The organism is Bradyrhizobium sp. NP1 (assembly GCF_030378205.1).
GTDB lineage: Bacteria > Pseudomonadota > Alphaproteobacteria > Rhizobiales > Xanthobacteraceae > Bradyrhizobium.
This window is the reverse complement of the sequence record NZ_CP127385.1, coordinates 4855088-4872522: the sequence shown is the minus strand read 5'-3', so window position 1 is coordinate 4872522 and position 17435 is coordinate 4855088. Positions and strand designations below refer to the sequence as shown.

Sequence of the window (17435 nt, the reverse complement as noted above, 5' to 3'; positions counted from 1 at the left end):
CCGTAAAAAGCATTTCCGCGCGGCCGGCAAGCCCCGCGGCAGGCGCTCCCACATAGCTGCTTCCCGGGGCATCGTCACGTCGTTTCCGGGGCACCGGTGTGGCAGATCGGCCGGTCCGAATCAGGCTTCAGCGCTGGCAGGTGATCGCGACATATTCATCGCAGCCGCCATGGGCGCAGTTCCCGCCGGATCTCGCCACCGAACCGGTGATTTCGTCGGGATCGACGCGGCGATAGGCCGACGCCTGGCTGAAGTCGCGCGCCCGGCAATAGGACAGGGCGGCGTGCGCGCCGCACTTCTCGCCCCGGGCCAGGCATTGGTCGACGCCATAGCCGTCGGCCTGGTTGGCGACGATGAAAACCCTGGTTTCCGCCGCGGCTTCGGAAGCAGCGGCAAGGAGCGCGGAGACGAAAAGCGCCGTAACAAGTCGCATAGGGCACCGATCAATGGGGAACGCGCGCATGGGATAGACCGAAAAGATTAAGGATGATTAACCATGCCGGCGGAGGTGCTTTGATTTTGCGGCGAAAATCGGTCCGAAAACGCCCCACTTGACGGCATGCCCCCGATTCCCCCATGGTGTGACCATGAACGGCTTCCTCGCCATCTGCATCATTTGCCGCGAGATTATTAGCTAGCGATTCGCTGGCTGAGGCCGTCTTTTCTCTACACAAAGAGATCATCAGGACGCCCGGCCGCAAGGCACGAGCGACGGTATACCCATGCAATTGCGACTCTACGATACCTTGACCCGGGAAAAGCGGCCCTTCGTGCCGCTCGATCCGAAACATGTGCGCATGTATGTGTGCGGGCCGACGGTCTACGACTTCGCCCATATCGGCAATGCGCGCCCCGTCATCGTGTTCGACGTGCTGTTCCGCCTGTTGCGCCATCTGGCTAAACAGGGCGTGTGGGACGATGGCAAGGGTGAGACGAAAGTCACCTACGTCCGCAACATCACCGACGTCGATGACAAGATCAACGACCGCGCGGCGCGGGATTTTCCGGGTTTGCCGCTCAACGAGGCGATCCGCAAGGTCACCGAGGTCACCGAGCGCCAGTTCCACGAGGATGTCGACGCGCTCGGTGCCTTGCGCCCGACCGTCGAGCCGCGCGCGACCGAGCACATCGCCGAAATGCGCGCGATCATCGAGAAGCTGGTCGAGGGCGGCTTCGCCTATGTCGCCGAAGATCACGTGCTGTTCTCGCCGCAGGCGATGAACGCCGCGAACAAGGTGCTGCCGCGTTACGGCGCGCTGGCCAACCGCTCGCTCGACGAGATGATCGCCGGCGCGCGCGTCGATGTTGCTCCCTACAAGCGCGACGTCACCGACTTCGTGCTGTGGAAGCCCTCCAAGCCCGGCGAGCCGTCCTGGCCCTCGCCTGCGGGCATCAAGTCTGAAGGCCGCCCCGGCTGGCACATCGAATGCTCGGCGATGGCCTGGAAGCATCTCGGCGAGCAGTTCGACATTCATGGCGGCGGCATCGATCTGGTGTTCCCACATCACGAGAACGAGCTCGCGCAAAGCTGCTGCGCGTTCCATGAAGCGCGCATGGCCAACACCTGGATGCACAACGGCTTCCTCCAGGTCGAGGGCGAGAAGATGTCGAAGTCGCTCGGCAATTTTTTCACGATCCGTGATCTGCTGAAAGACTGGCCAGGAGAAGTGTTGCGGTTTCAGATGTTGATGACGCACTATCGATCGCCGATTGATTGGACGCGGCATTCGACTGAACAGGCGGCAGTCGCTCTCGACAGTTTTCAGCACATAACACGTACCGTAGATGCAGAGCACGGAACTGTGTCGGAGGATGTGCTTTCGGCTCTCAGTGACGACTTGAACACGTCCCAAGCCATTGCGGCGCTTCATTCGCTAGCAGCGAAGGGCCGGGCGGGAGATTATCGAGCCGCCAGTGATCTTAAGGCGACTTGCGACTTCTTGGGTTTCACTCTGAAGGGCGTAGGGTTGCAAGATATTCTCCGACGTCAAAAATCCGATATCGACGCCGATCAGGTCAACACGTTGATCGCCGAACGCGCCGCCGCCCGCGCCCGCAAGGACTTCAGGGAATCCGACCGCATTCGCGACGAGCTCGCTGCAATGGGCGTCGTGCTCAAGGATGGCAAGGGCGCCGACGGCAAGCCGGTCACCACCTGGGAGATCGCGCGATGATGGCACAGGAATCGCCAAAACCAGCGCTGCGGCCATTTCTGGCCGCCGATACGCCCGTCCTGGCGGCGATCTTCGCCGCCTCGATCCTGGAGTTGACCGGCGACGATTACAGCGAAGCGCAGCAGGAGGCCTGGGCGGCCTCGGCCGACGACGAGCAGGCCTTCGGCAAGCGGCTTGCCGGCCAGTTGACGCTGATCGCGACATTGGAGAATTCGCCGGTCGGATTTGCGTCGCTGAAAGGCAACGACCACATCGACATGCTCTACGTGCACCCTGATGCGGCGGGCGAAGGCATCGGTTCCATGCTGTGCGATGCGCTGGAGCGGCTTGCCGGTGGCCGCGGCGTGAAGGCACTGACCGTCGACGCCAGCGAGACCGCGCAGGAGTTCTTCAGGAAGCGCGGCTATGTGGCGCGCCAGCGCAACAGCGTTTCCGTCAACGGCGAGTGGCTCGCCAACACCACCATGCAGAAGCAGCTCGGCGACGCCGCCGCGCCGGGAGCGCAGTCATGAGCAAGGAGCGCCTCTATCTCTTCGACACCACGCTGCGCGACGGCGCGCAAACCAACGGCGTCGATTTCACCCTGCACGACAAGCAGGCGATCACCGCGATGCTTGACGAACTCGGCATCGACTATGTCGAGGGCGGCTATCCCGGCGCCAATCCGCTCGACAGCGAGTTCTTTGCGGCCAAGCCGAAGCTCGACCATGCCCGCTTCACCGCCTTCGGCATGACGCGGCGCGCCGGCCGCTCGGCCTCGAACGATCCGGGGCTCGCTGCGCTGCTCGAGGCCAAGGCGGATGCGATCTGCTTCGTCGCGAAATCGTCCGCCTATCAGGTGCGGGTGGCGCTCGAGACCACCAACGAGGAAAACCTCGCCTCCATCCGCGACAGCGTCGCTGCGGCGAAGGCCGCCGGGCGCGAGGTCATGCTCGATTGCGAGCATTTCTTCGACGGCTACAAGGAAAACGCCGAATTCGCGCTCGCCTGCGCCAAGGCGGCCTATGATTCCGGCGCGCGGTGGGTCGTCTTGTGCGACACCAACGGCGGCACCATGCCGCACGAGGTGGAAGCGATCGTGCGCGAGGTGACCAAGCTCATCCCGGGCGATCACGTCGGCATCCATGCCCACAACGACACCGAACAGGCGGTCGCCAATTCGCTGGCCGCGGTGCGCGCCGGCGCGCGGCAGATCCAGGGCACGCTGAACGGCCTTGGCGAGCGCTGCGGCAACGCCAATCTTTGTTCGCTGATCCCGACCCTGAAGCTGAAGCGTGAATTTTCCGATTCCTTCGAGATCAGCGTTTCCGATGCGCAGTTGGCCAGTCTCGCAAAGGTGTCGCGCACGCTCGACAACATGCTCAACCGCGCGCCGAACCGCCACGCCGCCTATGTCGGCGAAAGCGCCTTCGTGACCAAGACCGGCATCCATGCGTCGGCAATGCTGAAGGATCCGCAGACTTACGAGCATGTCGCGCCTGAGACGGTTGGCAACCACCGCAAGGTGTTGGTCTCGGACCAGGCCGGCCGCTCCAACGTCATCGCCGCGCTCGACCGGGCAGGCTTCGCCTACGACAGGAACGACGCCAGGCTTTCGCGCCTCGTCGAGGAGCTGAAGGAGCGCGAGGCCGCCGGTTACGCCTATGAATCCGCCAATGCCTCGTTCGAGCTGTTGGCCCGCCGCACCCTCGGCAAGGTGCCGGAATATTTCCGCGTCGAGCAGTTCGACGTCAATGTCGAGCAGCGCTACAACGCCAACGGCCAGCAGGTCACCGTGGCGCTCGCTGTGGTGAAGGTCGATGTCGCCGGCGAGCGGCTGATCTCGGCCGCCGAAGGCAACGGCCCGGTCAACGCGCTCGACGTCGCCTTGCGCAAGGATCTCGGCAAGTACCAGAAATATATCGAGGGGCTGAAGCTGGTCGACTACCGCGTCCGTATCCTCAATGGCGGTACGGAAGCGGTGACGCGTGTGCTGATCGAGAGCGAGGACGAGGCCGGCGAACGCTGGACCACGGTCGGCGTGTCGCCGAACATCATCGACGCCTCGTTCCAGGCGCTGATGGATTCTGTATTCTACAAGCTTGTGAGGTCGGACGCGCCGGCGTAGGCCATCATTGGCATGGGGGATCAGTTCGCGCCTGGAGGTGGATATGCCCGCCAGCCTCGTTCAGACCTACCGCGCGTTCGCCTACAACAACGCGTGGTCGAACCATCGGCTGCTTTCGGCCTGTGCCGGGCTCGATCGGCAGGCATTCGAGGCCGATCGAACGAGCTTCTTTCCGAGCCTGCAGGCGACCTTGAATCACATCTATGTCATCGACCTCTTCTATGTCGATGCGCTCGAAGGCGGCTGGCTCGGGCCGAAGGCCTGGGCCAATCCCGTGCCGTATCCATCAATCGGCGAATTGCGGACCGCGCAAGCTGCGATAGATGCGCGCCTGATCGCGCATTGCAATGCGCTGACGGATGAACGTCTCGGCGCGATCGTGCGGGTCAACCGTGATACCCGCATTCAGGCTGAGCGGCGCGACCGCCTGCTGATGCATCTGTTCCAGCATCAGATCCATCATCGCGGCCAGGCCCATGCGATGCTCGCGGGAACGGCGATCAAGCCGCCTCAGCTCGATGAGTTCTTCTCGGTCGGTGAAGCGCCGCTGCGGGCTGGCGAATTCGACCAGCTCGGCTGGAGCGAGGAAATGGTGTGGGGCAGGGAGGAGGGAGAGCCATCGTGATTGATCACATTTCCGTTGCCGTCAGCGACCTCGAACGCGCCGCGCGCTTCTATGAGGCTGCGCTTGCACCGCTCGGGCTCGCACGCCTCGTCACGCGGCCGGCGACGATCGGCTTCGGCAAGGCCTATCCGGAATTCTGGATCAACCTGCGCCCCGGCATGAAGCGGGTGGAGGAGGGGAGCGGCACGCATATCTGCCTGCGCGCGCGATCGCCGGAGGCGGTTGATGCCTTCCACGCCGCGGCGCTCGGTGCCGGTGGCGCTTCCGATGGAGCGCCGGGATTGCGGCCGCACGATCGCGTCCGCTACTACGCTGCCTTCGTCACCGATCCCGACGGCAACCGCATCGAGGCGGTGACGTTTCCGCAGGCGTGAAGGACGGCCGCATCTCAACGCCGCCGTGGATCTGCGCTATACTTCGCGCAACGCCAGAACGGGAGGTGGAGCATGGCCGTTTCCGTCATTCAGCAAGCCAAGATCCAGGCCGAGTTGCTGGTGCCGCTCGTGAAGGCCTTGCAGGCAGAGCTCGGCAAGGAGCGGGCGAACGCCCTGGTTCGAAAGGCGCTCGGCGACACCTATCGCCGCTACGGCGAAGCGTTCTGGCGGGCGAAGAACGACAAGAACCTCGGCAACGTCATGGCGTCCGCGTTCGCAACCTATGCCGGCGAAGACGCGCTCGACTACAGGGTGGTCGAGCGGTCAGAGGACACTTACGCGATCGACGTCACGGGATGCCGCTACGCCGAATTCTACAAGGCGCTCGGCGAGCCGGAGCTCGGATTCCTGCTGGTCTGCAGCGCGGATTTCGATACGGCCAAAGGGTTTGATCCCGACGTCAGGCTGACGCGCACGCAAACCATCATGCAGGGCGCCAGCCATTGCGATTTCCGCTACCGGCGATCCGGCGAGGAGGATTGAAGGCGGGTTGCTGCCGCCTTCGACCTAAAGCCTTCGCGCGATCTCCGGCGCCATCTGCTTGCCGCTTTCGCCGACGCGCGCGGCGGCGGCGCGCAGGCGGGGCAGGATGTCCTCGACCCGTTCGGCCTTGAGGATGTCGATCGACAGGTTGGGGCGGATGAACTGGGTTTCGCGCATATGCGCAAACAGTGCGAGCAGCGGCTCCCAGAAGCCGTCGATGTTGGCGAGCAGCACCGGCTTGGAGTGGCGTCCGAGCTGCTGCCAGGTGAGCTGCTCGACCAGCTCCTCCAGCGTGCCGATGCCGCCGGGCAGCGCGACGAAGGCGTCGGAGCGCTCGAACATCAGCCGCTTGCGCTCATGCATGTCGGGCGTGACGATCATTTCCTGCGCGCGGGTCATGGCGTTTTCGCGCGCAGTGAGGAAGTCCGGGATGATGCCGGTCACGGTGCCGCCATGGTCGAGCACGGAGGAGGCGACCGCGCCCATCATGCCGAGCGAGCCGCCGCCATAGACGAGGCGGATGCCGTTTTCGGCGAGGATCTTGCCGAAGGCCTTCGCGGATTCGATGAAATGGTGATTGGTCCCGGGGCCGGAGCCGCAATAGACACAGACAGTTTTAATATTGCTCATCTTCAGCATGTGGCACCGCAAGGTAAGGGCGTCAAGCCGCTGATTCGTAGCCCTTGGAAATCTATCCGCAAATATCCGGACATGGCGAAAGAATCACCCATCTGTCGGGGTGCGCGGGGCAAATAAACACTCTATATGACGGGGTGAATACAGACAAAGGCGGCGCGTTCCCGCTCCCCGCCAGGCTTCGATTTGATGGCTCATCCTGATTCGTTCCACGGCAGACAAGCGCCGGGACCCATCCCCGCGATCGAACGCGCGACCCTGATCGGGACGCTCGCGCATCTGTGGCCCTATATCTGGCCCGGCGACCGCGTCGACCTGAAGATGCGCGTGGTCTGGTCGGTCGTGCTGCTGCTCCTCGCCAAGCTCACCACCCTTGCGGTGCCCTTCACCTTCAAATGGGCGACCGACGCGCTGACCGGACACGGCTCCGCGCCGGTCGAGGCGTCGAACTGGGCGTTCTGGATCGTCGCCTCGCCGCTGCTGCTGACCGCGAGCTATGGCACGATGCGCGTGCTGATGGCGGTGCTGACGCAATGGCGCGACGGCATTTTCGCGCGCGTCGCCATGCATGCGGTGCGCAAGCTCGCCTACATCACCTTCGTCCACATGCACGAATTGTCGCTGCGCTTCCACCTGGAGCGCAAGACCGGCGGGCTGACGCGCATCCTGGAGCGCGGCCGCACCGGCATCGAGGTCATCGTGCGCATGGTGATCCTGCAGCTGATCCCGACCATCGTCGAGGTATCGCTGCTGATGGCCGTGCTGCTCTGGCAGTTCGACTGGCGTTATGTGCTGGCGACGATGATCACCGTCGTGATCTACATGTACTACACCTACATCGCGACCGAGTGGCGGATCGGCATCCGCCGCAAGATGAACGACTCCGACACCGAGGCGAACACCAAGGCGATCGACTCGCTGCTGAACTACGAGACCGTGAAATATTTCGGCGCCGAGACGCGCGAGGCGCAGCGCTACGACCGTTCGGTGGAACGCTACGAGCAGGCGAGCGTGAAGACCTACACCTCGCTCGCGGTGCTCAACACCGGGCAGGCGGTGATCTTCACCGCGGGCCTCACCGTCACCATGATCATGTGCGCGATCGGCGTGCGCTCCGGCCACAACACGGTCGGCGATTTCGTCCTGATCAACGCCATGATGATCCAGCTCTATCAGCCCCTGAACTTCATGGGCATGGTCTATCGCGAGATCAAGCAGGCGGTCATCGATATCGAGAAGATGTTCGGCGTGCTTGGGCGCGAGGCCGAGATCAAGGATATTCCCGGCGCCGAGCCGCTGGTCGTTACCTCAGGCCATGTGCGCTTCGAGGACGTGCGCTTTTCCTACGAGGAGGAGCGGCCGATCCTGAAAGGTCTCAGCTTCGACGTGCCGGCCGGCAAGACGGTCGCGATTGTCGGCCCGTCCGGCGCCGGCAAGTCGACGATTTCGCGCCTCCTGTTCCGCCTCTACGACGTCTCCGGCGGCCGCATCCTGATCGACGGGAAGGATATCCGCGAGGTCACGCAGGACTCGCTGCGGGCGCAGATCGGCATGGTGCCGCAGGACACCGTGCTGTTCAACGACACCATCCGCTACAACATCCGCTATGGCCGCTGGGACGCGAGCGATGCCGAGGTGGAGGAAGCGGCGCGGCTGGCGCAGATCGATACCTTCATCCGGATGGCGCCGATGGGCTACGAGACACAGGTCGGCGAGCGCGGCCTGAAGCTGTCGGGCGGCGAGAAGCAGCGCGTCGCGATCGCCCGCACCGTGCTGAAGGCGCCGCCGATCCTGGTGCTGGACGAGGCGACGTCTGCGCTCGACAGCCATACCGAGCACGAAATCCAGGAAGCGCTGGAGCGCGTTTCGCGCAACCGCACCTCGCTGGTGATCGCGCACCGGCTTTCCACCATCGTCGCCGCCGACGAGATCATCGTGCTCGACCAGGGCCGCATCGCCGAGCGCGGCACCCATGCGCAGCTGCTGGCGAAGGGCGGGCTCTATGCCAGCATGTGGAACCGCCAGCGCGAGGCGGAGGCCGCGCGCGAGCGGCTTGCCCAGATCGACGACGACAACGAGGCGCCGAACCGCGCCCCGCCCGAGGTCGACGATCCGATCGCAACGGCCGCGGAGTGATCGACGCTGCTCGGAACGGCTTGATTCCAGCAGCACGAAGAAAATCCCCTCTCCCCCTGTGGGAGAGGGTGGCTCGACGAAGTCGAGACGGGAGAGGGGATGACGACCGCGCAGGCCAAGGTCCTCCGCCGCAACATGACGGACGCCGAACGGCGGCTGTGGTATTTCCTTCGCGCCCACCGATTCAAGGGAAGCAAATTCAAGCGGCAGGCGACGATCGGCAGCTACGTTGTTGATTTTGTTTGTTTCGAGCGGCGTCTCATTATCGAGGTCGATGGCAGCCAACATGCCGAGAGTAAAAACGGACCCGGTCCGGACCCGATGGCTTGAAGATGAGGGGTTCCGGGTACTGCGGTTCTGGAATAATGAGGTGCTGAAAAGCACCGGCGGCGTCCTCGATACCATTGCGGCCGCGCTTGGGAATCCGTCCTGACCCCTCTCCCGGCACGCCGCCTTCGCGGCGTGCCACCCTCTCCCACAAGGGGAGAGGGGAGAGAGTAGCAAAGTGGGAAGAGAGCAGTAGTCTTCATGTCCATCGCCAATTCCATCCAGCGGCAGATTCCGCCGATCCATCCCGAAGGCTATCCGTTCATCGGCGGCTTTGCGCTCGCAAGCCTAGTCCTGTTCTGGCTGTGGACGCCCTTGGGCTGGATCGGCACCGTGCTGACGATCTGGTGCGCGCTGTTCTTCCGCGATCCCGTGCGGGTCACGCCGGTACGCGACGGCATCGTGGTCGCACCGGCTGACGGCCGCATCTCCATGATCACGACTGTCCTGCCGCCGGCCGAGCTTGGGCTCGGTGACCGGCCGCTGCCGCGCGTCTCGATCTTCATGAGCGTGTTCAACTGTCACGTGAACCGCAGCCCGGTAGCGGGGCGGATCGACCGCATCGCCTACCGGCCCGGCATCTTCATCAATGCCGAGCTCGACAAGGCGAGCGAGGACAATGAGCGCAACTCGCTCGTGATCTCGACGCCGAACGGGCGGATCGGGGTGGTGCAGATCGCCGGCCTCGTGGCGCGCCGCATCGTCTCCTTTGTCAAGGAAGGCCAGACCATCGGCGCCGGCGAGCGCTTCGGCCTGATCCGCTTCGGCTCGCGGCTCGACGTCTACCTGCCCGAGGGCACGCGGCCGCTGGTGGCCGAGGGCCAGACCGCGATCGCCGGCGAGACCATTTTGGCCGACTTTCGGCTGAACGGGGCAGCGCCCGCTTTCCGAAGTTCGTAACCCGCCGCATACCACCCGAGCACGAAGTAGAATTAGCAGCTTGTGCTGCAGGAACTTCAAATCGGCGGCACTCGGCCCGCCTTCCGCAGCGCGTAAGCGGCCATTTTGCGCGGATTAACCATCGGAAAGGTCGGTGCAGAGGGCGAACTGCCGCAATGGCGGCATGCCCCGCCGTTTGCTATATTGAGGCCATGATACCGCAAGACCCGACCGATCTCGAACTGCGCCGCCGCCGCTTTCGCCCGATCCCGGTGCGCATGCTGCTGCCCAACGTCATCACGTTGCTCGCGATCTGCGCGGGCCTGACCGCGATCCGGCTGTCGACCGAAGGGCGGATGGAATTGGCGGTCGCGGCGATCGTGTTCGCCGCGGTGCTCGACGGCATCGATGGCCGCGTCGCCCGCCTGATCAAGGGCCAGTCGAAATTCGGCGCCGAGCTCGACAGCCTCGCGGACTTCGTTAATTTCGGCGTCGCGCCCGGCCTGATCCTGTATTTCTGGCAGCTCCATGAGCTGCGCAACGCCGGCTGGATCGCCGCCATGCTGTTTGCGATCTCGGGCGGCCTGCGGCTGGCGCGCTTCAACGCCACCATGGACGACCCGAACAAGCCCGCTTTTGCCGCCAATTTCTTTACCGGCGTGCCGGCGCCTGCCGGTGCGATCGTCGTGCTGCTGCCGGTCTATCTCGGTTTCCTCGGCCTGCCGCCGGCGCCGGCGATCCTGACCGCGACCTATACGCTGGTGGTCGCCTTCCTGATGGTGTCGCGCCTGCCGGTGTTCTCCGGCAAGACGGTGCGGATGCGCGTGCCGCCGGAACTGGTGCTGCCGGTGTTCGTCTCCGTAATCTTCTTCGTCGCGCTCCTGATCGGCTATCCCTGGTACATCCTCTCCGCCGGCTCGATCGCCTATCTGCTTGCCTTGCCGGTGGGCTGGAAGTCCTATCGCGACCAGGCGCGGGCACTGGCCGCCTCGCAGGCGCAGGCGGGCACTACGTCGGTTGCCAGTCCGGCCTCGGGCTACGCGCCGGCGATCTCCAATCCGCCCGAGGACGACCGCCCCGAGCGCCTGCACTAGGCAGGCGTCAAGCCTTCAAATATCTGCCATGAGCGTTCGCCGAGTTGGGTTCATGCCTGAACTCGGCTATACGGCCTGATGGTCCACGGCCCTCGAAAATGGCCGGGACAAGATCAGGAGAGAACGCCGTGACCACATCAGGACCGCTTCCCGCTTCGCTGCTTGAGACCTTGGCGCGCTACGACACGCCGACGATCTGCAACGCGATGGAGGTGGTCGCGCCCGAGCGGCGGCTGATCGGCTATACCACGAAGCCGCTGGTCTGCCCGTTTCCCGACCTGCCGCCGATGGTCGGCTATGCCCGTACCGTGACGATCCGCTCGGTGCTGCAGTCCGGTCTCTCCGCTGCCGAGCAGTCCAAGCGCCGCATCGACTATTACGAATATGTCGGCACCGGGCACGGGCCGCGCATCACGGTGATCCAGGACATCGACGGCCCGGACGTCGGCTATGGCGCATTCTGGGGCGAGGTGCAGAGCAACGTGCACAAGGCGCTCGGGTGCCTTGGCGTCATCACCGACGGCTCGATCCGCGACATCCCGCAATGGGCGCCGGGCTTCCAGGCGCTGGCCGGCTCGATCGGCCCGTCGCATGCCTGGGTGCATGCCGAAAGCTTTGGCGGTGAGGTGCGGGTCGCCGGCATGACCGTGCGCTCGGACGATCTGATCCACGCCGACCGGCACGGCGCCATCGTCATTCCGCGCGATATCGCCGCAAAGCTGCCTGACGCCGCCGAGCTCTGCGGCCGGCGCGAGGAACCGATCCTGGCAATCGCGCGATCCAAGGACTTTTCGCTGGAGAAGCTGAAGGAGGCGCTGAAGCGCTCCGCCGAGATCCACTGACTGGAGCATGGCGATGGACATGCGCGGCAAGACGGTCCTGATCACGGGCTCGACCGACGGCGTCGGCCGCTATGTGGCGCGGCATCTCGCTGCGGAGGGCGCCAATGTGCTGATCCACGGCCGCGACGCGGGCCGCGCGCAGACCCTGATCGAGGAGATCAAACGCGACGGGCACAGAGCGCCGACCTTCTATCAGGCCGACCTCGCATCGCTTGCAGAAGCGAAGCGGCTTGCGGAGGCGGTGGCGGCCGACCACAAGCGCCTCGACGTGTTCGTCAGCAATGCGGGAATCGGCTCGATGAATGGTGGCGCGACGCGACAGACCAGCGCCGACGGCCATGAGCTGCGATTCGCGGTGAACTATCTCGCGGGCTTCCTGCTGGCCTGTCTGCTGTTGCCGCTGCTCAAGGCCGCCGCGCCCGCGCGCATCGTCAATGTCGCATCCCTCGGCCAGCACCCGATCGATTTCGACGACGTGATGATCACCAGGGGCTACAGCGGCTCGCGCGCCTATGCCCAGAGCAAGCTGGCACAGATCATGTTCACCATCGATCTTGCCGCGGAGCTGAAGGGATCAGACATCACGGTCAATTCGCTGCACCCCGCGACCTACATGAACACGACCATGGTGCAGGCCGGCGGCATCACGCCGGTCTCGACGGTGGAGCAGGGCGGCGAGGCGATCCTGCACCTGGTGCGCGGCGATGATGTCGCCGACGAAAGTGGGCTGTTCTTCAACGGCATGAAGGAGGCCCGCGCCAACCCGCAGGCCTATGATGCAGCCGCCCGCAAGCGGCTGCGCGAGCTCAGTCTGAAGCTGACAGGGTTGTCGTCAGCCTAGCTGTCACTTCACCAGCGGGCACTCGCTTTCGGAGAGCGGCCGGAACGCCTGGTCGCCCGGGATCGTCGCCAGCACCTTGTAGTAGTCGTACGGATATTTCGATTCCGAGGGCGACTTGACCTGCACCAGCAGCATGTCGTGCACCATGCGGCCGTCGGCGCGGATGGTGCCGCCCCTGGCGAAGAAGTCGTTGACCGGCATCTCGCGCATCTTCGCGAGCACTGCCGTTGTGTCGGAGGTGCCCGCTGCCTTCACCGCCTTCAGGTAATGCGCGACGGAGGAATACACGCCCGCGTGGGTCATGGTCGGCATCGCCTTGCGCTTCTCGAAGAAGCGCTTCGACCAGGCGCGGGTGTCGTCGTTGAGATCCCAGTAGAAGCCCTCGACATAGGTCAGGCCCTGGGTCGACTGCAGGCCCATGCTGTGGATGTCGGAGATGTAGACCAGCGGCGTGACGATGATGTGGTCCTTGTTGAGGCCGAATTCGGCCGCCTGCTTCACCGAATTGATGGTGTCGGCGCCTGCGTTGGCGAGCGCGATGACGCGGGCCTTGGAGGCCTGGGCCTGCAGCAGGAACGAGCCGAAATCGGCGTTGTTGAGCGGATGGCGAACGCTGCCGACCACGGTGCCGCCGAGCGCGGTCAGCGCCTTGGTCGCTTCGGCCTGCAGCGACAGGCCGAGCGCATAATCGACCGTGAGGAAGTACCAGCTCTTCTCGCCCTTGGCGACCAGCGCCTTGACGAGGCCGGCGGCGTTCGAATAGGCGTCATAGACCCACTGAATGCCGTTCGGCGAGCACTGCTTGCCGGTCAGCTCCGTCGTCGCCGCGGTCGCGAACAGCGCGACCTTGTTCTTCTCCTTAACGATCTGCTGCACGGCGAGCGCGACCGCCGAGTTCGGCATGTCGACGATCACGTCGACGCCGTCGACGTCGATCCAGCGCCGCACGATCGCGGTCGCGACGTCGGTCTTGTGCTGGTGGTCGGCGGAGAGGATCTCGATCGGCTGGCCGGCGATGCTGCCGCCGGCGTCCTCGATCGCCATGCGCGCGGCCTCGACTGAGCCGAGGCCGGCCTGATCGGCGTAGGGGCCCGACATGTCGCTGAGCACGCCGATCTTGATCGCCTTGGAGGGATCGGCGTGAGCGGCGATCGCCGATCCGCAGAGGAGGGCGACCGCGAGTGTGAGTGCCTTGTGGAGCATGATGCCTGTTTCCTGTTCTTGTCGTTGGCTTGTCGTTCTTGTTGTTGTCGGCTTTAGGCCTGCGGCGGCAGGCCGACCACGGCCTCGATCTCGACCTTCATCTCGGGCAGCGCCAGCCGGCTGACCTCGATCAGCGTGCTGGCGGGGCGGCTTGCACCGAAAAATTCCTGCCGCACCGGATTGATCGCGGCGCGGTCGTTGATGTCGGTGAGGAACACCGTGACCTTCAACACGTCGGCAAAGCTGGCGGAGGCCGCATCCAGCACTTTCTTCAGGTTTGTCAGGATTTGCCTGGTCTGCGCGGCGGCGTCGGCGCCCCCGACCAGCCTGCCGTCGGCATCATGCGCAGTCAGCCCGGAGACGAACAGGATATCGCCGTGCCTCACCGCATCGGTGTAGTGGCTGAGCGGCGCAGGCAGTCCTGCGACGCGGAATTCCTCGCGTCCCGGCGAGCGTTTCTTGGTCATGGTGTGAGCCCCCAATCGGCAAAATCACTGGCGCGAAAGCCGCGGAGTGCTCCGCGGCCCGCTGTCGCAAAGCGGCTCAGATCGCCGCGATGGTCTGCACCTCGACCAGGAACGGCTCCTGCACCAGGCGGTCGACCATCAGAAGCGTGTTCGGCGGATACTTGCCGTTCGGGAACATCTTCGGGAATTCGCGCAGGCGGAATTCCATGAAGCGCGGGATGTCCTGGGAATGCACCAGGTAGGTCGTGAACTGCACGACATTGGCCCAGGATGCCCCGGCCGATTTCAGCGCCGCCTCGACGTTGCTGAAGACCTGCGTCACCTGCTTGTCGAAGTCGCCGGCGCCGATGATGTTGCCCTTGGAGTCGCCCGACAGCATGCCGGCGATGAACAGGAATTCGCTGGCCTTCACCCGTGTCACGTGGGTGTATTGCCCCATCGGCGGTCCGAGCTCGTCGGGATTGTAGATCTTGATGTCCGCTGCCATCGATTGTTCTCCGTTGTTGATCTGGTCGTTCACAGGACCGGGTTTTCCAGCGCGCCGATCTCGGACGCGGTGATGCGAACCTTGTCGCCCGGCTTCAGGTAGCGCGGCGGCTTGAAGCCGATGCCGACGCCGACGGGTGTTCCGGTCGCGATGATGTCGCCGGGCACGAAGCTGGTCGAGCGGCCGATGGCGCGGATCAGGGTCGGGATGTCGAAGATCAGGTCGCGGATCCGGGCCGACTGCCGCCGCTCGCCATTGACCGTGAGCTCGATCGTGAGATCGGCAAGATTCTTGATCGCATCTGCGGTCGTGATCGCGGGCCCCATCGGCGCGAAGGTGTCGATACCCTTGCCGAGCAGCCACTGCTTGTGGCGCTTCTGCAGCTCGCGCGAGGTCACGTCATTGAGGATGGTGTAGCCGAACACGAAACTCATGGGATCGTCGGCTTCGCGCACACGCCCGGCGCGGCTGATGATGACGGCAAGCTCCGCCTCGTAGTCGACGGAATTGTAGGGATCGAGCGAGGAGTCGATGCCGGCGCCGGGGCCGATCACCGCCGAGGGCGGCTTGGAGAAGATGATCGGATACTCCGGCACCTCGCTGCCGCCGACCGAGCCGGAATCGAAGCCGCTCGAGCCGAACTCGGTCGCGTGCTCGTAATAGTTCTTGCCGACGCAGAAGATGTTGCGGCGGGGCAGGGGAATCGGCGCGAGCAGGTCGCGCGCGTCATAGGTGCGCGCCGGATGCGAGGCCGCCGCGGTCCTGACCCTGTCGCGAAGGCTGTCGAAGCGGTCGACGAGATCGAGCATGTCCCTGGCGATGCCGGCCTCGGTCAGGTCGACCAGCGCCGTATCGCCGCTGGCGAGCACGCCGACATGGGCCGCGCCGCTTTTGTTGAAGGTGACGAGCTTCATGGTCTGTTTTCCTCATGCAGGGCCGGCTCGCGGCCGCCCGTGGCAACCGGTGCGAAACGCCGGTCCGTGATTGGAGCAGGCAGCCGGCGGGGCGGCGTCTCCGGCCCAAGGCTGGGCCCAAGGCTGGCCGAGGTCCCGTCCTCCAGGCTGATCCCCATGTTGACTTTCCCCCCGCCGCGCTGTCAGAACTTTCCAATGCAGCAAAGCATTTTTGAATACAATCTTCAATATCGGGGAGACTGATGCCGAAAGCCGCACCCCTTGACGGGGTCCCCTCCGTGTCGGAGACGCTGTACGGAAGGTTGCGGGAGGGGATCCTGACGGGGGTCTTTCCGCCCGGCGGGGTGCTGCGCCAGGAGGAACTGGCGCGGCGGCTCGGCGCCAGCCGCGTGCCGCTGCGCGAGGCGATGACGCGGCTCGAGGTCGAGGGGCTCGTCGTCCTGCGGCCGCGCCGCGGTTATGCCGTGCTGTCGCTCGATCGCTCCGAGATCCAGGAGATTTTCGAGCTCCGCGCAGCAGTTGAGGAGCATCTCGCCAGCGTCGCCGCCCAGAGCCGGACCGACAACGACATCCTGGCGGTGTCGCAGGCGCTGTCGCTGATGGAGCGGATCGCCACCCGTTCGCCGAACCAGATCGACAAATGGCTCGACGCCAATTCGGAGTTTCATGCGCGGTTGTTGTCCTCGGCGCATCGCCGCCATGCCAGCCGCTTCGCCACCATGCTGCGCGATCAGGTCGCGCCCTATATCCGTATTGAAATCAACCTGACCAAGGACGTGCGGCAGGCCGAGACCGAGCATCGCGCGATGTTCGAGGCGCTGCAGGCGGGCGACGCCGTGCGGCTGCGCAAGCTGTGCCGGCAGCACTGCGAGCACACCGCGGCGCGGCTGATCCGGGGATTGTAGACCTGGCGCTCCGATTCCGGCATTCGCGCCGCTTTGGGAGGCACTTTTGCGAATGTTAGAATCAACTACCTGAAGAAATCGCGCGCCAGCGCGACCAGCTTTTCCGGATGCTCCAGTGCTGGCGAATGCCCGCAGCGCGCGAGCAGCATGACGTCCGCCTGCGGCATGAATTCGGCGAGCCGGCATGAGGCGGCCTGCCAGGGGATCGGCAGGTCGTTGCGGCCGTGAACCATGCAGACACGTGCGACGATGTCGCGCAACAGGCGACCATCGAGCGCAGCGGCATCGATGTAGCGCTGCTTGTCGCCTTCGAACATGGACGCGAAATAGTCGCCGTAGTCGCCCTGATGCAGCACCTCGACGCGACCGTCGATATAGGGGTCGGTGATGACGCTTTCGTCGAAAATGAGCGACCGGGCGGCAAGCCTTATCGCGTCCCGCGTCGGGGGAAACGACCAGGTCCTGACCAGGTGCTCGTTGAGCGGAAAGACGGTGCCCATCGTGCCCGTCGTCATGACGTGGGAGACGCGGCGATCGAGCGCGGCAAGGCGCAGGCTGATGGAGCCGGAAAGCGAATGTCCGAGAACGCCGACCTGCTCGGAGCCGAACAGGCCGAGGGCGTGGTTCGCCTGGCGATGCCAGAGGCCGAGATCGAAATAGGGAGGCGCGGGCTTGCGGCCGCTCTGGCCAAACCCAATCAGGTCGATCGCGATGACATGGAAGTGCTGTTCGAGCATCGGCAGCACCAGACGCCAGTTGCCGGCAGTCGAGGCGCCAGGGCCCGAGCCGTGGATCAGCAGCAGCGGAAAGCCTCGGCCGCCTTCCCAATAGGCGACCGGAACGCCTTCGAATATCATTTCGTGCCGGGTCGCCATCGTGTC

19 protein-coding genes and 1 pseudogene are annotated in these 17435 nt (G+C 64.7%); 13 read left to right on the top strand and 7 right to left on the bottom strand.

Features of this window, described 5'->3' with window-relative positions:
* Positions 1-127: 127 nt before the first annotated feature.
* Entirely contained in the window at positions 128-433 is a 306-nt protein-coding gene (locus tag QOU61_RS23620; protein ID WP_289653603.1) for a hypothetical protein, read from the bottom strand.
* Positions 434-722: 289 nt separating this feature from the next.
* Here QOU61_RS23620 and cysS point away from each other — a divergent pair, with 289 nt between their 5' ends.
* The 6 genes from cysS to QOU61_RS23590 all read left to right on the top strand — a co-directional run bounded on the left by cysS (position 723) and on the right by QOU61_RS23590 (position 5823).
* Positions 723-2174: a cysteine--tRNA ligase gene (gene cysS, locus QOU61_RS23615; RefSeq protein ID WP_289653602.1), complete on the top strand. Its 1452-nt coding sequence runs from the start codon at positions 723-725 to the stop codon at positions 2172-2174.
* On the top strand, positions 2174-2686 hold the full coding sequence (locus QOU61_RS23610) for a GNAT family N-acetyltransferase (RefSeq protein ID WP_289661708.1): 513 nt from the start codon (positions 2174-2176) through the stop codon (positions 2684-2686). Before cysS ends, QOU61_RS23610 begins: the two co-directional genes overlap by 1 nt.
* A complete protein-coding gene (gene cimA, locus QOU61_RS23605; protein ID WP_289653601.1) occupies positions 2683-4281 on the top strand; it encodes a citramalate synthase in 1599 nt (532 codons plus the stop codon). Before QOU61_RS23610 ends, cimA begins: the two co-directional genes overlap by 4 nt.
* A gap of 43 nt (positions 4282-4324) precedes the next feature.
* Complete coding sequence (locus QOU61_RS23600) at positions 4325-4906, top strand: DinB family protein (protein WP_289653600.1); 582 nt, start codon at positions 4325-4327, stop codon at positions 4904-4906.
* The gene (locus tag QOU61_RS23595; protein ID WP_289653599.1) at positions 4903-5280 is read left to right on the top strand and encodes a VOC family protein; all 378 of its coding nucleotides are present in this window, start codon (positions 4903-4905) and stop codon (positions 5278-5280) included. Before QOU61_RS23600 ends, QOU61_RS23595 begins: the two co-directional genes overlap by 4 nt.
* A gap of 72 nt (positions 5281-5352) precedes the next feature.
* Positions 5353-5823, top strand: a complete 471-nt coding sequence (locus QOU61_RS23590) for an L-2-amino-thiazoline-4-carboxylic acid hydrolase (protein WP_289653598.1) — start codon at positions 5353-5355, stop codon at positions 5821-5823.
* A 24-nt stretch (positions 5824-5847) separates the two neighbouring features.
* On the opposite strand, the gene QOU61_RS23585 is transcribed toward QOU61_RS23590, so the two are convergent.
* Positions 5848-6453 carry an LOG family protein gene (locus QOU61_RS23585; protein WP_289653597.1) on the bottom strand — a complete coding sequence of 202 codons (606 nt, stop codon included), beginning with the start codon at positions 6451-6453 and terminating at the stop codon, positions 5848-5850.
* Between the two features lie 195 nt (positions 6454-6648).
* Between QOU61_RS23585 and QOU61_RS23580 the strand changes: the two genes are divergently transcribed.
* The 6 genes and pseudogenes from QOU61_RS23580 (at position 6649) to QOU61_RS23550 (ending at position 12578) form a co-directional block, all read left to right on the top strand.
* Positions 6649-8595 (top strand): ABCB family ABC transporter ATP-binding protein/permease, encoded by a 1947-nt coding sequence (locus tag QOU61_RS23580; RefSeq protein ID WP_289653596.1) that lies wholly within the window; start codon positions 6649-6651, stop codon positions 8593-8595.
* Positions 8596-8694: 99 nt separating this feature from the next.
* Positions 8695-9028: pseudogene (locus QOU61_RS23575) on the top strand (endonuclease domain-containing protein).
* Between the two features lie 95 nt (positions 9029-9123).
* Entirely contained in the window at positions 9124-9822 is a 699-nt protein-coding gene (locus QOU61_RS23565) for a phosphatidylserine decarboxylase (protein ID WP_289653593.1), read from the top strand.
* A 191-nt stretch (positions 9823-10013) separates the two neighbouring features.
* Positions 10014-10895 (top strand): CDP-diacylglycerol--serine O-phosphatidyltransferase, encoded by an 882-nt coding sequence (gene pssA / locus QOU61_RS23560; RefSeq protein ID WP_289653592.1) that lies wholly within the window; start codon positions 10014-10016, stop codon positions 10893-10895.
* A gap of 128 nt (positions 10896-11023) precedes the next feature.
* Positions 11024-11737: an RraA family protein gene (locus tag QOU61_RS23555; protein ID WP_502876813.1), complete on the top strand. Its 714-nt coding sequence runs from the start codon at positions 11024-11026 to the stop codon at positions 11735-11737.
* A 13-nt stretch (positions 11738-11750) separates the two neighbouring features.
* On the top strand, positions 11751-12578 hold the full coding sequence (locus tag QOU61_RS23550) for an SDR family NAD(P)-dependent oxidoreductase (protein ID WP_289653590.1): 828 nt from the start codon (positions 11751-11753) through the stop codon (positions 12576-12578).
* Between the two features lie 3 nt (positions 12579-12581).
* Here QOU61_RS23550 and QOU61_RS23545 read toward each other — a convergent pair whose 3' ends face one another.
* The 4 genes from QOU61_RS23545 to QOU61_RS23530 form a co-directional block, all read right to left on the bottom strand.
* Entirely contained in the window at positions 12582-13781 is a 1200-nt protein-coding gene (locus tag QOU61_RS23545; RefSeq protein WP_289653589.1) for an ABC transporter substrate-binding protein, read from the bottom strand.
* Positions 13782-13834: 53 nt separating this feature from the next.
* Positions 13835-14248 carry a RidA family protein gene (locus QOU61_RS23540; RefSeq protein WP_289653588.1) on the bottom strand — a complete coding sequence of 138 codons (414 nt, stop codon included), beginning with the start codon at positions 14246-14248 and terminating at the stop codon, positions 13835-13837.
* Positions 14249-14324: 76 nt separating this feature from the next.
* Positions 14325-14735 carry a RidA family protein gene (locus QOU61_RS23535; protein ID WP_289653587.1) on the bottom strand — a complete coding sequence of 137 codons (411 nt, stop codon included), beginning with the start codon at positions 14733-14735 and terminating at the stop codon, positions 14325-14327.
* A 29-nt stretch (positions 14736-14764) separates the two neighbouring features.
* Positions 14765-15649: a fumarylacetoacetate hydrolase family protein gene (locus QOU61_RS23530; protein ID WP_289653586.1), complete on the bottom strand. Its 885-nt coding sequence runs from the start codon at positions 15647-15649 to the stop codon at positions 14765-14767.
* A gap of 242 nt (positions 15650-15891) precedes the next feature.
* Here QOU61_RS23530 and QOU61_RS23525 point away from each other — a divergent pair, with 242 nt between their 5' ends.
* Positions 15892-16554, top strand: a complete 663-nt coding sequence (locus tag QOU61_RS23525) for a GntR family transcriptional regulator (protein WP_289653585.1) — start codon at positions 15892-15894, stop codon at positions 16552-16554.
* Between the two features lie 65 nt (positions 16555-16619).
* Here QOU61_RS23525 and QOU61_RS23520 read toward each other — a convergent pair whose 3' ends face one another.
* On the bottom strand, positions 16620-17429 hold the full coding sequence (locus QOU61_RS23520; protein ID WP_289653584.1) for an alpha/beta fold hydrolase: 810 nt from the start codon (positions 17427-17429) through the stop codon (positions 16620-16622).
* Positions 17430-17435 lie beyond the last annotated feature (6 nt).

Bases quoted from the DNA above. Each gene is read 5' to 3' on its own strand.
- QOU61_RS23620 (WP_289653603.1), bottom strand. From the start codon at position 433: ATGCGACTTGTTACGGCGCTTTTCGTCTCCGCGCTCCTTGCCGCTGCT.
- cysS (WP_289653602.1), top strand. From the start codon at position 723: ATGCAATTGCGACTCTACGATACCTTGACCCGGGAAAAGCGGCCCTTC.
- QOU61_RS23610 (WP_289661708.1), top strand. From the start codon at position 2,174: ATGGCACAGGAATCGCCAAAACCAGCGCTGCGGCCATTTCTGGCCGCC.
- cimA (WP_289653601.1), top strand. From the start codon at position 2,683: ATGAGCAAGGAGCGCCTCTATCTCTTCGACACCACGCTGCGCGACGGC.
- QOU61_RS23600 (WP_289653600.1), top strand. From the start codon at position 4,325: ATGCCCGCCAGCCTCGTTCAGACCTACCGCGCGTTCGCCTACAACAAC.
- QOU61_RS23590 (WP_289653598.1), top strand. From the start codon at position 5,353: ATGGCCGTTTCCGTCATTCAGCAAGCCAAGATCCAGGCCGAGTTGCTG.
- QOU61_RS23585 (WP_289653597.1), bottom strand. From the start codon at position 6,453: ATGAGCAATATTAAAACTGTCTGTGTCTATTGCGGCTCCGGCCCCGGG.
- QOU61_RS23580 (WP_289653596.1), top strand. From the start codon at position 6,649: ATGGCTCATCCTGATTCGTTCCACGGCAGACAAGCGCCGGGACCCATC.
- QOU61_RS23565 (WP_289653593.1), top strand. From the start codon at position 9,124: ATGTCCATCGCCAATTCCATCCAGCGGCAGATTCCGCCGATCCATCCC.
- pssA (WP_289653592.1), top strand. From the start codon at position 10,014: ATGATACCGCAAGACCCGACCGATCTCGAACTGCGCCGCCGCCGCTTT.
- QOU61_RS23550 (WP_289653590.1), top strand. From the start codon at position 11,751: ATGGACATGCGCGGCAAGACGGTCCTGATCACGGGCTCGACCGACGGC.
- QOU61_RS23545 (WP_289653589.1), bottom strand. From the start codon at position 13,781: ATGCTCCACAAGGCACTCACACTCGCGGTCGCCCTCCTCTGCGGATCG.
- QOU61_RS23540 (WP_289653588.1), bottom strand. From the start codon at position 14,248: ATGACCAAGAAACGCTCGCCGGGACGCGAGGAATTCCGCGTCGCAGGA.
- QOU61_RS23535 (WP_289653587.1), bottom strand. From the start codon at position 14,735: ATGGCAGCGGACATCAAGATCTACAATCCCGACGAGCTCGGACCGCCG.
- QOU61_RS23530 (WP_289653586.1), bottom strand. From the start codon at position 15,649: ATGAAGCTCGTCACCTTCAACAAAAGCGGCGCGGCCCATGTCGGCGTG.
- QOU61_RS23525 (WP_289653585.1), top strand. From the start codon at position 15,892: ATGCCGAAAGCCGCACCCCTTGACGGGGTCCCCTCCGTGTCGGAGACG.
- QOU61_RS23520 (WP_289653584.1), bottom strand. From the start codon at position 17,429: ATGGCGACCCGGCACGAAATGATATTCGAAGGCGTTCCGGTCGCCTAT.